The organism is Cellulomonas sp. P4_H4 (assembly GCF_056400865.1).
Genome location: NZ_JBFUKL010000001.1, coordinates 72,939 through 85,729 on the forward strand (window position 1 = coordinate 72,939; position 12,791 = coordinate 85,729).

Genomic DNA, 12,791 nt, shown 5'->3' on the forward strand with positions numbered 1-12,791 from the left:
TGGCACCCATGGTCAGGCCCCGCTCACGACGGTCGCTTCATCAACGCGAACACGCCCCAGCCGAGGTAGCGCCGCTGGTAGGTGACGTAGATGAGGGGCGCGCTGTCCAGCTCCGCGCGCATCTCGTCGGCGAGCTCGTCGGCCGGGTTGGCGTCGAGCCATTGCCGCGTGCTCAGCCACTGCGCCGCGACGTACCGGTCCCAGCTGTCCTCGTCGGCCAGCACCATCTCCACGAGGTCCCAGCGGGCCCCGCCGAAGGTGGCTACGAGGCCCGGCAGAGAGCGGAACAGGTCGCGCGAGGGAGCGCCGCTGCCCGCCACGGACTCCTCGTCCGGCGGATCCTCGCGCCAGAACGGCTCGCCCAGCAGCGCGAGGCCACCCCGCTTGAGCGACTTCTCCAGCAGGCCGAGGGTTCCGACGACGCCACCGCCGATCCAGCTCGCGCCGACGCAGGCCGCGACGTCGACGGGCTGCTCGGCGACGTAGCCGGACGCGTCGTCGTTGACGAAGGTGACCTCGACCCCGAGCTCGGCGGCACGTTCGACGGCCCGGCCGACGAACACCGAGCTCTTGTCGACACCGACGCCGACGGTCCCGTGGTCGCGCGCCCAGGTGGAGAGCAGCTCGCCTGTGCCGCATGCGAGGTCGAGGACCGTGGTGCCGGGGGTGAGGCGCAGCGCCCTCCCGAGGGTGGCCAGCTTCTCGTCGGTGAACGGGTCGATGATCCGGTGGTGCGCCTCACGGATCGTGTGCTGCCGAGGGATGTCCATGAAGCGGACGGTACGACTCCGTCTCTCGGAGCACGAACGAATAGACCGTCAGACTGACTGATCAGTTTCAATGTACATTTGCTCCTGTGACGAACACCGACACCGCCGAGCTCGCGTTCGACCTGCGCGACGCCCTGGGACCCATCTACCGGCGCCTGATGAGCCAGAAGTCGCTGTCCATCGGGCAGAGTCGTGCGCTCAACCGGCTCGCCAACGACGGCCCGGCGACGTCGTCGGCGCTCGCGGCGTCGGAGTTCATCACGCCGCAGTCGATGGCCGTGATCGTCGCGGACCTCGAGCGCGCCGGTCGCATCTCACGCAGCCCGGACCCCGACGACGGCCGCCGCATGATCATCGAGATCACCGAGGCCGGCCTGGCAGCGCGCGACGCCGACCGGCACGCGACCAACACGTGGCTCGCGTCCGCGGTCGCCTCGCTCGACGACGAGGACCGCACGGCCCTCGCCGGGGCGATCGACGTGCTGCGTCGGCTGGCCACCGCATGACGGGCAGGCGCCTGGTCCCGGCCCTCGTCTACGCGGCCCTCGCCGCTTCGATCATCAGCTCGCTCGGCCTCCTGCTGGTCCCGACGCTGGCCGCCGAGTTCGGGGTCTCGGTCGGCACCGCGCAGTGGACCCTCACGGTGAACCTGCTGGTCGGGGCGGTGGCGACGCCGGTCCTCGGGCGGTTGTCCGACGGGCCGCACAAGAAGCGGACCCTGCTCGTCACGCTCGCGGTCATCTTCGTCGGCTCGGTCCTCGCCGCGACCGCGCAGACGTTCTCCGTCCTGCTCGTCGGGCGGGCGCTACAGGGTCTGTCGTACGCGATCACGCCCATGGCCATCGCGCTCGCCCGCCGCTACGCCCCGCCGGACAAGGTGGGACCCGGCATCGCCGCGCTGTCGGTCACGGTGGCCACCGGCATCGGCATCGGGTACCCGCTGACCGGGATCGTCGCCTCGACGTTCGACTTCCGGTGGGCGTTCTGGTTCGCCGCCGCGTTCGTCGTCTCGGCGTTCGTCGTCGTCCTCGTCGCCGTGCCGCGGGGACCCGACGACCAGGGTCTGCGCCGCCGCTTCGACACCCTCGGCGCCGCACTGCTCGGCAGCGGGCTGGCCATGCTCCTGCTCGGCATCAGCGAGGGGCCGCGGTTCGGCTGGGGATCGGCGACGACGATCGGGCTGCTGGTCGGTGCCGTCGTCGTGCTCGGCGCGTGGGCCTGGCGTGAGCTGAGCACCGACCACCCGCTCATCCGCCTCGACCTCATGCGCAAGCCCGACGTCCTGCTGGCCAACGCGACCGGGCTGTCGATGGGCGCGTCGATGTACATCGGCATCTCGGTGATCAGCCTCGTCGCGCAGGCGCCGACGAGCACGGGCTACGGCGTCGGCATGTCCCTGTTCTGGGCCGGCTTCGTCATGCTGCCCCTGTCGATCGGCAGCCAGCTGGCGAGCCGGCTGGCCCGCGCGTTCGCGCACCGGCTCAGCTTCACGGTCATGCTGCCGCTCGGTGCGCTGTTCGTGACCCTGGCCAACCTGCTGCTCGTCGTCCGGCACGACGCGCTGCCCGAGCTGCTCGCGGGCATGTTCCTGGTCGGGATCGGCATCGGCACCACCTTCGCCGCGATGCCCGGCCTGATCGCCCGCGGGGTCGCGGCCCAGGAGCTCGGCTCGGCGGTGTCGTTCAACCAGGTGCTGCGGACCATCGGTGGCTCGATCGGCGCCGCAGCGGCCGGCGCGGTCATCGCCACCCACCTCGCACCGGACGCCCGGCCCACGCCCGGTGGTATTGAGCTCACGTTCCTCATCGCGGCCGTCGCGTGCGGCCTGGTGTTCCTGGGCCTGGCCACGCACGCGGTGCTGTCCGTCCGGCGCGCTCGTCGGATCGCTCCGCATGACGTCCTGCACGAGCTCCAGGTGCTCGAGCCCCGCGACACCGTGCCCGTGGGCGCGGCGGAGCGCGCCGAGGTGTTCGACGCCCCCTAGGCGAACGGCGGGAGGGTGAGTGCCGCCCCGGTGGCCAGGTCACCCGTCCGGACCAGGGGCGGGTCATCGTCCGGGTGGTCGAGAATGGCGCATGGACATCGACGAGCTCCTCGACCACGTGCGGTCCCTCGACGGCATCCTGGTCCTCGCCCCCGACGCGGGCAGCGAGTTCCCCGAGATCGCCTGGGGGGACTACTTCTTCTACTACGCACCCGACGGCCAGGTCCCGGCGAACACCCAGCCGTTCAGCACGATCGTGACCAAGAACTACCCGGACGACGAGACCTGCGAGCTGGACGACGAGGGTCGCTGGCGGGTCAACGTCCACGTCGGGCGCGGCGCCGTCCCGTCGCACGACGCGGAGGAGCAGCGTGATCCCGCCGAGGCGGACGTCGTGCACCGCCATCCCGTCTACGGCGACCTCGGCTGGGTCGCCGTGATCAACCCTGGCGAGCGGACGAGCGCCGCGGTCCTCGACCTGGTCGAGCGCGCGCACGCGGACGCGCGCACCCGCTGGGACCGTCGAACCGCCCTCTGAGAACCCGGTCCTCACCGAGGGCGTCGGGTCGGGATCATCGTCCTGCGACCCCTGCCGGGCGCCGGGCCTCCGCGATGGCCTTCGCCATGCCGGCGAGGTCCGCCTTGAGGCCGTAGGCGGCGTTGTCCTTCTGGAAGCGCCAGCTCTCGGACAGCGGCCCGACGTCGACGGCGTCGAAGCCGAGCTCGTCGACGAGCGAGATCACCGCCTCGCGGGCCTCCGGGTCGTCACCGGCGACGGACAGCGCGATGCGGCCTGGCGTGCCGGCAGGGACGCCGAGCGTGCCCAGGTCGGCGGAGGCGATGTTGTTGAACGCCTTGACCACGGCGGAGGTCGGCAGGTGCTGCTGCAGGTACCCGGAGACGGTCACGGACTCGTCGTCGAGGACGGCGATCTGGCCGTCGCGCTGCGGGTAGTAGTTGTTGGTGTCGATCACGAGCTTGCCGGCCAGCTCTGCCACGGGCAGCGTCGTGACCGCCTTGACGGGGACCGTCACGACGACCAGGTCGCCCTGCTCGGCCGCCTCAGCCGGGGTGCCTGCACGCGCACGATCGCCGAGCTCCGCGACGAGGTCCGTGAGGGTCGCCGGTCCGCGGGAGTTGCTCACGATGACGTCGTAGCCGTGCTGGATGGCCAGGTGCGCGAGGGTCCCGCCGATCTGGCCCGCGCCGATGAATCCGATGGTGGTCATGGTCTGGCCAACCGCGCGGACGCCCAGGCTGTTCCTTGTGCGGGCGGTAGCGTGAGTCTCGGAGGCACCACCCATGTCCCGTTCGGCACCGCACCCCTGGCACGGCGCGCACGTCGAGGGAGCGCGCGCGGTGGTCGTGGGCGTGATGCCGGGGCAGACCGCTCGGGTGGTCCAGGGGGCCGCGGAGCTGGCCGACGCACTGCGCGCGGACCTGGTGTGCGTCTGGTCGGACGCCTCACGGAGCTTCGTCGCGACCGAGCAGGACGGCACGCTGGTGACGACGCCGCTCGACCCGGACCACGTCGACCCCGCGGGCGAGGTCGACGCGGAGCTGGCCGCCGAGGTGGAGTCGCACCTGACTGGGTACGACGGCCCGTGGCGGTTCGTCTACACCGTCGGCGAGGCGACACACGCGCTCGCCGGCGCGGCTCGCGAGCACGACGCGTGGATGATCGCCGTGGGGAGCAGGCGCGCTGGCCTCGGTGGCTGGATGAACCATCTCGTCGGAGGGTCGACGGCTGGACGCCTCGCGCACACGCAGCCGGTTCCCGTCACGATCGTCCCGCAGACCCCGAAGGAGAGCCCGTGACCAGTCCGCCCCACCACGACCCGCGTCTGATCGCGGTCGTGGCCCTCGGTGGGATGGTCGGCACCACGGCCCGCTGGGCGCTGACGAACGCGCTCGGTCCGGCAGCGAACGGGTTCCCGACGTCGACGCTGGTCGAGAACGTCGTCGGCTCGTTCCTGCTCGGCGCGCTCCTCGAGGCCCTGCTCAGGCGTGGCGACGAGACGCCGCGCGGACGGGTGCTGCGGCTCGGGCTCGGCACGGGTGTGCTCGGCGGGTTCACGACGTTCAGTGCGCTGGCCTACGAGCTCGAACGCTTGCTCGCCGCCGGCCAGGTGACCATGGCTGTCGTCTACGCCGTCGCGAGCCTCCTGCTCGGGATCCTGGCCTGCGTCGCAGGCATTGCGCTCGCGGCGCGGCACCACCGCTGGCGGCATCTCCCGAGCGACCCGGATGCCGCCTGATGATCCTGCTGATCGCGGTGCTCGGCGGCGTCGGGGCGGCCACCCGGTTCGTCGTCGACGGGACGGTCCGGGCCCGGTGGGTCCGTGTGTTCCCACTGGCCACGCTGCTGATCAACGTCTCCGGGTCGTTGCTCATCGGCCTCGTGAACGGTGCCCACCTGTACCAGGGCCTCGGTTCGACTGCGACGACCGTCGCCGCGACAGGCTTCTGCGGCGGGTACACGACGTTCTCGACCGCGATGGCCGAGACGGTCCGGCTGATCCAGGCCGGCGACGTTCGCCGTGCGACCGTCAACGCGGTCGGGTCGGTCCTGCTGTGCCTCGGAGCCGCCGCCCTCGGCGTCGCCGCGATGTCGCTCTGGTGACTGTGGGCGCCCGCTATTCCGGGTCGGGAGCGTCCTGCTCGTCCGTGTGTGCGACGTGCCGCAGCTGGTGCCAGATGAGCACGACGAAGATCGCCGACCCGACGAACGCGAACCAGAACGGTGCCGTGATCCCGTACCGCTGCGCGAGCACCCCGCCGATCCCGGCGCCGACCACGAGCCCGCCGAACACCCCGACGAGGTTCACGCTGCCGACCCGTCCCTGCAGGGCCGTCGGCACGGCGCGCTGCCGGATGGTGACGGACGTGGTCCCCCACACGAACGCGTGCGCCCCGAAGACGAAGAAGATGACGAGCGCGACCCACGGTGTGGTGGTCAGCGCGAGGCACAGGTGCGTGAAGGTCTCGATGATCAGGCCGATCCGCATGAGGTTGGCCAACGAGACCCGCCGCGTGATCCAGCCGTAGGAGAACGTGCCGGCCAGGCCACCGAGCGCGCCCACCGTCGTGATGAGCCCGAAGCCGACCGCGCCGAGCCCGAGCTGCTCGCGCGCGTACAGGACGAGCACCGACCAGGCGGCGCCGAACGTGACGTTGAAGATGAGGATGGTCAGCACGAGCGTCCGCACGGCCGCGTGGTGCCGGACCCAACGGACACCCTCGGCGATGTCGTGCCGGACGTGGGTCTCGCGGCGCTCCTCGAGGTGCGGCGGCAGCGAGATCCGGGAGATGAGCAGCGCGCCGCCGGCGACGAGCATCGCGTCCGCCGCGAACGGGAGCGCCTGACCGAGGGCGAACAGCAGCGCGCCGAGCGGCGGCCCGACCAGCTGGTTGACGGTGACGAACCCGCCCGTGATGCGTGAGTTGGCCAGCGCCAGGTCGTCGCGGTGGACGAGCATCGGCACCATCGTGCTCGACGCGTTGTCGGCGAACGTCTCGGCCGTGCCCATCAGGAACATCGCGACGAGGATCAGCCAGATCGTGGCGTGGTCGGTCGCCACCGCCGCCGCGAGGACGCCCACGATCACCGTGCGGACGCTGTCGACCGTGATGACCAGGCGGCGTCGGTCGAGCCGGTCGGTCATCGCACCGGCCCACAGCCCGAACAGCAGCGGCGGCAGCCACTGGAGCAGAGCCGCCAGTGCCACGAGGAACGCGTCGTCGGTCCGGGACGCGACGAGCAGCGGTCCCGCGGCGATGAGGATCCCGTCGCCGAGGTTCGAGGTCCACGACGAGGCGAGCACCCACCGGAACCGGTTGCCCAGCCGCGGCGGCACCACCACGTCGACGATCCGGCTCACAAGGACCAGACGGTAACCCGCCTACAACCCCCGGTCACACGAGATCTTCTTCCGCGGTCCGGTACCAGACCACGAACGCGGCTCCGGGGTCGCCGAGCCTGCGGCGGAAGCTGGACCGGTGCAGGACGAGCGGCCGGAGGTTCAACCAGCTGGCCTTGGGCAGCCCCGGCACGCCTTCGGGGACCCGGACGTGGTCTCGACGTGCGTCCTTGGACTGCGACGTGAAACGCGCGACCTCGCACGAGCGGCCCTTGATCGCGAGGACCAGCACGGGCCGGTCCTTGCTCCCGGAACCGTCCTCGAAAGGAACCTGGGCGAACCAGACCTCGCCGAGCCGGGGGCGGGGTCGGGGGCGACGGCGGCCCAGGCGCGCGAAGAGCAGTGCTCCGACGACGACGACGGGGATCCACGGATGGCTCTGGACGAGGTCGAGGATGTCGGGCACCACCGGAGGATATGAAGCCGCCGGTCACCGGTCTGCGACCGGCGCGCGGTGACGGTCGCTGCCATAGTGGGCGGGACCCTGCAGGCCGAGCTGAGGAGCGTCCGTGGACTGGACCCTGGAGGTCGTGATCGTGCCGGTCAGCGACCTGGCCGCGTCGATCGCCTTCTACCGCGACAAGGTCGGGTTCCACCTCGACCACGACACCGAGAACGAGTTCATGCACGTCGCTCAGCTGACCCCCCGCGGGTCGGGCTGCTCGATCGTCATCGGCAACCTGCCGTCGCAGAACCAGATGGCCCCCGGCTCGCTGCACGGGCTCCAGCTCGTGGTCGCCGACGCCGAGGCGGCACGCGAGGAGCTGCTCTCGAGAGGCGTCGAGGCCTCCGAGATCACCGTGTTCGACGAGCGTGACGGCGGCACGTTCTTCGGCTTCACCGACCCGGACGGCAACTCGTGGGCCGTCCAGCAGCTCAAGGTCCGCGGCGAGGTGCCCCTGATCCCGCACGAGGCACGCGGGCGCTTCGGCGACTCCTGACGGCCCGAGGTGCCGCTACCCGATCCCGGCTACCCGATCCATCGACCGGACACCGGGCGCCACCCTGCGGGTGGGTCCTCGCCGACGCGCCCGTCCACGGCCTCGCGCAGCAGGTCCGCGTGGCCCGTGTGGCGTCCGTACTCCTCGAGCAGGTCGAACAGGAGGCGGCGCAGGCTCGCGTGGTGGTCGTTGCCGTCGGACTGCTCGACGAGCTGGTCGGGTCCACCCTCGGCGAGGGCCGCGTCCACGCGAGCCCGCGAGCGCTCCACCGCGTCGTCCCAGAAGGCGTACAGCGTGTCGGGGTCGTCGTCCACGGCGGTCTCGAAGGTCCAGTCGTTGCCGCCGCGCCAGCCGAGCTCGACCCACGGTCCGCCGGGCAGCCCGCCGACCAGCCGGGACGTCGTGATGTCGTCCTCGACGGTGGCGAGGTGCTTGAGCAGCCCGCCGAGCGACAGGTCGGACGAGGGGATTCGAGCCTTCAGCCCGGCGCCGTCCAGGCCGTCGGCCTTCCAGCGGAACGTGGTGCGCAGCCGGTTCAGGGAGCCCAGCAGGTGGTCCACCTCGGTGCCCGCGAACGGTGGTTCCCACCAGTAGTCGTTGTCGGTCACGTTGCCTCCAGCCATGTGCCACACGGATGAGTCGGACGCTCGGCGACGCTACGCCGGACCACCGACACCGGCAGGCTGAGGTCAGCCCTCCCGCCGCAGCAGGTCACCGGGCTGGCAGTCGAGCACCTCGCAGAGCGCCTCCAGCGTGGTGAACCGGACCGCCTTGGCCCGACCGTTCTTGAGCACCGCAAGGTTCGCGGGCGTGATGCCGACGCGCTCGGCCAGGTCACCGACGGACATCTTGCGGCGGGCGAGCATGACGTCGATGTCGACCACGATCGCCATCAGATGACCTCGTCGAGCTCGGCGCGCAGGGTGGTCGCGGTGCTGTCGAGCGCGACGGCCTTGGTCAGCAGCAGGCGGAGCACGAGCACGAGGAGCGCGATGGTCGCGGTGCCGACGCCGCCGATCACGACGAGCAGGACCATGCCCGGTGGCACGGCCTCGCCGGGAGCGAGCGCGAACGAGAGCACGACGGCCAGCAGGGTCGCGGCGAGCGCGCAGCCGATGATGACGTCGACCCAGCGAAAGGCCGCGAGGCTGAACACGGTCTCCCGTCGCACCATCGTGAGCAGACGCCAGATGCAGACGAGGGCGACCTCCACGCAGAGCACACCGAGGATCCCCACGACGACGACGGTCCACCGCAGGAAGACCAGCTCCGGGGCCTCCTCGGCGATGTCGATGCCGAGCAGCGGAAGGATCATGACCTGGACGACGAGCAGCCCGGCCAGCATCATCACGATCAGCGCGCGGAGCGCGAGGACGGTCAGGCGGCTCACGATGGACCCCATATCTATCGATTAACGATCGAAAAGTATCGTTAATCGCGAGCCGGGGCAAGAGCCGCCGGCTAGATCGGCGCGGTCGTCTCTCCCGGGACGAGCGTCGTCGGCAGGACGGACTTCACGATCGTGCCGGGTGCGGTGAGCTGTTCGAGCACGCCGGACAGGGCCGCCCGCCCGAGGCCGCGTTCGTCCTGGGCGACGTGCGTGAACACCTGGAGCGCGTCGTCGTAGACGTTGTCCGGTGAGTCGAGCGAGACGATCGAGACGTCCTGCGGCACGCGCATCCCGAGCTCGAGGCACGCCCGTCGCAACAGCAGGCTCACCGAGTACTCGCCGCCGACGAACCCGGTCAGCTCCGGGTTGGCCTTGACGAACGCCTTGAGCTCGGCGACGTCGTCGTCCATGGAGGCCGTGGAGTGGGGGACGGTCGAGCGCACGTCGCGGAACTCGTGGCGCGGGTCGAACGCCTGGCCGTTCGCGGCGTGCGCGTACACGAACCCGGTGTGCCGGTCGTCGAGCGACGAGACGTGCCCGGCCGACGTGACGAGCCCGATGTTGCGGTGCCCGAGCGAGAACAGGTGCTCGGTGGCCTGTCGGCCCGCAAGGACGTTGTCCGAGCAGACCGTGGAGATGGGCAGGCCGACCAGGTCGCGGTCGAGGATCACGAGCGGGTGCTTCTGGTGCACGAGCTCGAGGATCGCCGGCGGGATCCAGTCCGACGAGCTCGGCAGCAGGATCAGGCCGTCGAGGTCCTCGTACTGCGCGATGAGCTGCTCCTCGCGCTCGTGGTACCCCTCGGTCCGGGACAGGACGATGTTCGCGGTGCCGACGCTCGCGTCGAGCAGCCCGTGCAGCACCCGGGTGCCGAAGCTGTCGTCGAAGTTGGTCAGGATGCAGCCGATCGACGGCAGCGACCGGCGTGCGGCCGTCGTCGGCAGTGAGCTCACGACCACGGACCCGATGCGGGGCCGTCGCTCGATGTAGCCGGCGTCCTGGAGCAGCGCGAGCGCGTGCTTCACGGTGATGACCGAGACGTGGAACTCGTCGGCCAGCTCGCCCTGCGTCGGCAACCGGTCGCCCACCGGCAGGTCGCCGGACTCGATCCGGGTGCGCAGTCCCTCGAAGACCTGCGTGTAGAGCGCTCCGTTCACGATCCGCCGTCCAGGTGCTCTGGGGCCCGGGCTCGGTCCGCCTCTGGGTATATCTAGCACACCTGGCGCTCTTCGTTGATCTGGATATATTGAACGACGCAGGACATGTTCAGATAGTTCTTCTAGACGGAGTGGGAGCAATGAAGCTGACACGACTGATCCAGACGACCGCGCTCGTCACGGGCACGGCGCTCGTCGTCACGCTGGGGGCCGTCCCCGCGATGGCGGGCGAGAGCCACGTCGACGGGCACGGGCAATCACGCAACGCTGACCGGGCGATCGCCGCCTACGAGGCGATGCAGGAGCACCTCTACACGTCGGACGGTTCGAGCCTCTACCTCGAGCGCACGGTCCCGACGGCCGACGACCGCACGTACTCCTTCGAGTGGCCGTTCTCGCAGGCGCACATCGCGACCCTCGACCTCACCGGCCTGCCGGGCCGCGCCGGCCGCGGGTTCCGCGACGACCTCGCCGACCGCAAGGTCGGCCAGGAGCGCTACTGGAACGCGACGGGTGGCGCGACCGGGCTGCCGGGGTACGACTCCTACGTGCGCGCGCCGTACGGCCAGGGCGGCGACATGTTCTACGACGACAACGAGTGGGTCGCGCTAGCGAAGGTCCAGGAGTACCTGCAGACGGGCGACAGCGCCGCGCTGTCGCGTGCCAAGGAGATCTTCACGCTCGTCGAGTCCGGCTGGGACACGGACCCGACGCACCCGTCGCCCGGCGGCGTCTACTGGACCCAGGCGCCCTGGAGCCAGGACCGCAACACGGTCTCGACGTTCCCGGGCGCGGAGCTGGCCACGCGCCTGTACCTGATCACGGGCGAGAAGTCCTACCTCGACTGGGCCAAGCGCAGCGTCGCCTGGGCGGACGCGACACTGCTGGCCCCGAACGGCCTGTACTGGGACAACATCAAGCTCGACGGCTCGATCGACAAGACGCAGTGGTCGTACAACCAGGGCACGCCGATCGGCACGTACACGCTGCTCTACGAGGCGACGGGTGACCAGGCCTACCTGGACAAGGCGAAGGCGATCGCGTCGGCGTCCCTCGCGTTCTACTCGGAGGGTGGGCGCCTGGAAGGTCAGCCGATCTTCTTCAACTCGATCTACTTCAAGAACCTGCAGCTGCTCGAGTCGGTGACCGGCGGCCACACCTACCGCGACGCGCAGCAGGCGTACGCCGACGGGCTCTGGGCGGACGTCCGGGACCCTGCGACCAACCTGTTCCCGGTCGGCGCCGAGTCCACGACGCTCCTCGACCAGGCGGCAGCGGTCCAGCTCTACGCGACGCTCGCGTGGCCGCGCGGTCTGGCCTCGACGCTGTACTGATCGGACGACCGAACGCGACGCCCGGCACACCTCGTGCCGGGCGTCGCCGTCGGCACGCGGGCAGGCTGTGCGCTGCCTCCGACCCGGCAGCACGAGTCGGCGGATGCTTCACCTGTCCTCGCAGCCGACCGTCAGACCGCCACGTCCGCGCGGTCCTGGCCGACGCGTCCACGCACGAAGATCAGCGCGACGATCGCGAGCAGGATGAACAGGATGTTGGCGGGTCCGGCGAGGGTCAGGAACACGCTCTCGGTGCCGTTGGTGACCTCGTCGATGGCGCCCGTGGCCAGGAAGAGCGTCGGGTCGTAGAGGCCGTGGATGAGCATCGGCCAGATCAGGTTCCCGGTGGCGCGCAAGGTCAGGTACATGCAGATGCCGAACCCGAACGTGAAGCCGACGGTCGCCAGGACGGTGACGAGTTCCTGGCCGCTGAGGAGGTTGATCGAGTGCATCCCCGCGAAGATCGCCGAGGAGACCACCATGACGACCCACTCGGAGCGCCCTGCGTCCCGCAGCATCTTCACGGCGATACCGCGCGTCAGGATCTCCTCGACGAACCCGACGAGCAGCCCGGCCGCGAAGGTCACGAGGACGACGCCGCCGGCGTAGGACGCGTAGTCGATCCCCAGCAGCCGCAGGACGACCGCCATCAGGACGAGCACCGGCGCGATCCACATCCACCACCGCCCTCGGATCGGCTGACGGGCGAACAGCGCCGGGAACCAGCCGAGAGACGCGACGAACGCGGTCGCGACGATCGACCCGAGCAGCAAGGGGAGGAAGAGGCCGAAGAATACGCTCTGCGCGGAGGCGAAGAGGTCGTCGGTGTCCACCCGGTCCCCGAACAGCGCCCCCACCGCCTGCCCGGCGGCCAGGTAGAGCGCGAGGTAGACGACCGCGACGAGCACGGCCCGCCACCAGTCGCCCTTCTCCCAGAAGGTCGTCCAGCCTGAAGGGTTCTCGGTCACGCGGGGCTCCTGACAGGGGGTCGGCGTGCGGGCGATCGTCCTGGGAAACCGTCGCTGACGAGGGCGTTCGGCGCAAGCGCGTGCGGCGTGTGATGGCCACAACGATCTCGTCACTGCCCTGGGAGCCCGGCGCGAACGCCTACTTCGTCTCGGTCCGCGGCACGTCGGCCGACGAGATCACGGGCTACTGGGAGGGCCTGAGCGACGGCGCGACGATCGTCCAGCCGCTCGCACCCGCCGGCTGGGCGCCGCTGTACGGAATGCTCCGCGACAAGTTCGGCGTGGTGTGGGTGCTCGACGTGCAGGTCGACTTCCCGACATCCTGAA

General features: G+C 70.6%; 18 protein-coding genes. 9 read left to right on the forward strand and 9 right to left on the reverse strand.

What is annotated here, in order from left to right:
• Positions 1–23: 23 nt before the first annotated feature.
• On the reverse strand, positions 24–770 hold the full coding sequence (locus AC1DPN_RS00405) for an SAM-dependent methyltransferase (protein WP_477082746.1): 747 nt from the start codon (positions 768–770) through the stop codon (positions 24–26).
• An 86-nt stretch (positions 771–856) separates the two neighbouring features.
• Here AC1DPN_RS00405 and AC1DPN_RS00410 point away from each other — a divergent pair, with 86 nt between their 5' ends.
• From AC1DPN_RS00410 to AC1DPN_RS00420, 3 genes are all read left to right on the forward strand, one after another.
• Positions 857–1,276 carry a MarR family winged helix-turn-helix transcriptional regulator gene (locus AC1DPN_RS00410; protein ID WP_477082747.1) on the forward strand — a complete coding sequence of 140 codons (420 nt, stop codon included), beginning with the start codon at positions 857–859 and terminating at the stop codon, positions 1,274–1,276.
• Positions 1,273–2,754 carry an MFS transporter gene (locus AC1DPN_RS00415; RefSeq protein WP_477082748.1) on the forward strand — a complete coding sequence of 494 codons (1,482 nt, stop codon included), beginning with the start codon at positions 1,273–1,275 and terminating at the stop codon, positions 2,752–2,754. The genes AC1DPN_RS00410 and AC1DPN_RS00415 overlap by 4 nt, the downstream gene beginning before the upstream one ends.
• Positions 2,755–2,845: 91 nt before the next feature.
• The gene (locus tag AC1DPN_RS00420; RefSeq protein ID WP_477082749.1) at positions 2,846–3,292 is read left to right on the forward strand and encodes a DUF6194 family protein; all 447 of its coding nucleotides are present in this window, start codon (positions 2,846–2,848) and stop codon (positions 3,290–3,292) included.
• Positions 3,293–3,326: 34 nt separating this feature from the next.
• Here AC1DPN_RS00420 and AC1DPN_RS00425 read toward each other — a convergent pair whose 3' ends face one another.
• A complete protein-coding gene (locus AC1DPN_RS00425; RefSeq protein ID WP_477082750.1) occupies positions 3,327–3,983 on the reverse strand; it encodes an NADPH-dependent F420 reductase in 657 nt (218 codons plus the stop codon).
• 73 nt (positions 3,984–4,056) lie between these two features.
• On the opposite strand from AC1DPN_RS00425, the gene AC1DPN_RS00430 reads away from it, so the two are divergent.
• Genes AC1DPN_RS00430 through AC1DPN_RS00440 form a run of 3 tightly spaced genes read left to right on the forward strand, consistent with a single transcriptional unit; the run spans position 4,057 to position 5,377 of the window.
• Positions 4,057–4,572 carry a universal stress protein gene (locus tag AC1DPN_RS00430; protein ID WP_477082751.1) on the forward strand — a complete coding sequence of 172 codons (516 nt, stop codon included), beginning with the start codon at positions 4,057–4,059 and terminating at the stop codon, positions 4,570–4,572.
• Positions 4,569–5,012 (forward strand): fluoride efflux transporter FluC, encoded by a 444-nt coding sequence (locus AC1DPN_RS00435; protein ID WP_477082752.1) that lies wholly within the window; start codon positions 4,569–4,571, stop codon positions 5,010–5,012. The genes AC1DPN_RS00430 and AC1DPN_RS00435 overlap by 4 nt, the downstream gene beginning before the upstream one ends.
• On the forward strand, positions 5,012–5,377 hold the full coding sequence (locus tag AC1DPN_RS00440) for a fluoride efflux transporter FluC (RefSeq protein WP_477082753.1): 366 nt from the start codon (positions 5,012–5,014) through the stop codon (positions 5,375–5,377). Before AC1DPN_RS00435 ends, AC1DPN_RS00440 begins: the two co-directional genes overlap by 1 nt.
• 13 nt (positions 5,378–5,390) lie before the next feature.
• Here AC1DPN_RS00440 and AC1DPN_RS00445 read toward each other — a convergent pair whose 3' ends face one another.
• Positions 5,391–6,635, reverse strand: coding sequence for an MFS transporter (locus AC1DPN_RS00445; protein WP_477082754.1), 1,245 nt, complete (start codon positions 6,633–6,635; stop codon positions 5,391–5,393).
• Positions 6,636–6,669: 34 nt separating this feature from the next.
• Positions 6,670–7,080, reverse strand: a complete 411-nt coding sequence (locus AC1DPN_RS00450) for a type II toxin-antitoxin system PemK/MazF family toxin (protein ID WP_477082755.1) — start codon at positions 7,078–7,080, stop codon at positions 6,670–6,672.
• A 103-nt stretch (positions 7,081–7,183) separates the two neighbouring features.
• Here AC1DPN_RS00450 and AC1DPN_RS00455 point away from each other — a divergent pair, with 103 nt between their 5' ends.
• A complete protein-coding gene (locus tag AC1DPN_RS00455; RefSeq protein WP_477082756.1) occupies positions 7,184–7,615 on the forward strand; it encodes a VOC family protein in 432 nt (143 codons plus the stop codon).
• Between the two features lie 29 nt (positions 7,616–7,644).
• On the opposite strand, the gene AC1DPN_RS00460 is transcribed toward AC1DPN_RS00455, so the two are convergent.
• The 4 genes from AC1DPN_RS00460 to AC1DPN_RS00475 all read right to left on the reverse strand — a co-directional run bounded on the left by AC1DPN_RS00460 (position 7,645) and on the right by AC1DPN_RS00475 (position 10,162).
• A complete protein-coding gene (locus tag AC1DPN_RS00460) occupies positions 7,645–8,223 on the reverse strand; it encodes a mycothiol transferase (RefSeq protein ID WP_477082757.1) in 579 nt (192 codons plus the stop codon).
• Between the two features lie 81 nt (positions 8,224–8,304).
• The gene (locus AC1DPN_RS00465; protein ID WP_477082758.1) at positions 8,305–8,508 is read right to left on the reverse strand and encodes a helix-turn-helix domain-containing protein; all 204 of its coding nucleotides are present in this window, start codon (positions 8,506–8,508) and stop codon (positions 8,305–8,307) included.
• Positions 8,508–9,005, reverse strand: a complete 498-nt coding sequence (locus AC1DPN_RS00470) for a DUF2975 domain-containing protein (protein ID WP_477082759.1) — start codon at positions 9,003–9,005, stop codon at positions 8,508–8,510. Before AC1DPN_RS00470 ends, AC1DPN_RS00465 begins: the two co-directional genes overlap by 1 nt.
• A gap of 71 nt (positions 9,006–9,076) precedes the next feature.
• Positions 9,077–10,162, reverse strand: coding sequence for a LacI family DNA-binding transcriptional regulator (locus AC1DPN_RS00475; RefSeq protein WP_477082760.1), 1,086 nt, complete (start codon positions 10,160–10,162; stop codon positions 9,077–9,079).
• A gap of 140 nt (positions 10,163–10,302) precedes the next feature.
• On the opposite strand from AC1DPN_RS00475, the gene AC1DPN_RS00480 reads away from it, so the two are divergent.
• Positions 10,303–11,496, forward strand: a complete 1,194-nt coding sequence (locus AC1DPN_RS00480) for a glycoside hydrolase family 76 protein (RefSeq protein ID WP_477082761.1) — start codon at positions 10,303–10,305, stop codon at positions 11,494–11,496.
• Positions 11,497–11,627: 131 nt separating this feature from the next.
• Here AC1DPN_RS00480 and AC1DPN_RS00485 read toward each other — a convergent pair whose 3' ends face one another.
• Entirely contained in the window at positions 11,628–12,464 is an 837-nt protein-coding gene (locus tag AC1DPN_RS00485) for a lysostaphin resistance A-like protein (protein ID WP_477082762.1), read from the reverse strand.
• A 92-nt stretch (positions 12,465–12,556) separates the two neighbouring features.
• On the opposite strand from AC1DPN_RS00485, the gene AC1DPN_RS00490 reads away from it, so the two are divergent.
• Positions 12,557–12,790: a VOC family protein gene (locus AC1DPN_RS00490; RefSeq protein ID WP_477082763.1), complete on the forward strand. Its 234-nt coding sequence runs from the start codon at positions 12,557–12,559 to the stop codon at positions 12,788–12,790.
• The last annotated feature ends 1 nt before the right edge of the window (position 12,791 follow it).

Bases quoted from the DNA above. Each gene is read 5' to 3' on its own strand.
- AC1DPN_RS00420 (WP_477082749.1), top strand. From the start codon at position 2,846: ATGGACATCGACGAGCTCCTCGACCACGTGCGGTCCCTCGACGGCATC.
- AC1DPN_RS00425 (WP_477082750.1), bottom strand. From the start codon at position 3,983: ATGACCACCATCGGATTCATCGGCGCGGGCCAGATCGGCGGGACCCTC.
- AC1DPN_RS00440 (WP_477082753.1), top strand. From the start codon at position 5,012: ATGATCCTGCTGATCGCGGTGCTCGGCGGCGTCGGGGCGGCCACCCGG.
- AC1DPN_RS00465 (WP_477082758.1), bottom strand. From the start codon at position 8,508: ATGGCGATCGTGGTCGACATCGACGTCATGCTCGCCCGCCGCAAGATG.
- AC1DPN_RS00405 (WP_477082746.1), bottom strand. From the start codon at position 770: ATGGACATCCCTCGGCAGCACACGATCCGTGAGGCGCACCACCGGATC.
- AC1DPN_RS00430 (WP_477082751.1), top strand. From the start codon at position 4,057: ATGTCCCGTTCGGCACCGCACCCCTGGCACGGCGCGCACGTCGAGGGA.
- AC1DPN_RS00490 (WP_477082763.1), top strand. From the start codon at position 12,557: ATGGCCACAACGATCTCGTCACTGCCCTGGGAGCCCGGCGCGAACGCC.
- AC1DPN_RS00480 (WP_477082761.1), top strand. From the start codon at position 10,303: ATGAAGCTGACACGACTGATCCAGACGACCGCGCTCGTCACGGGCACG.
- AC1DPN_RS00415 (WP_477082748.1), top strand. From the start codon at position 1,273: ATGACGGGCAGGCGCCTGGTCCCGGCCCTCGTCTACGCGGCCCTCGCC.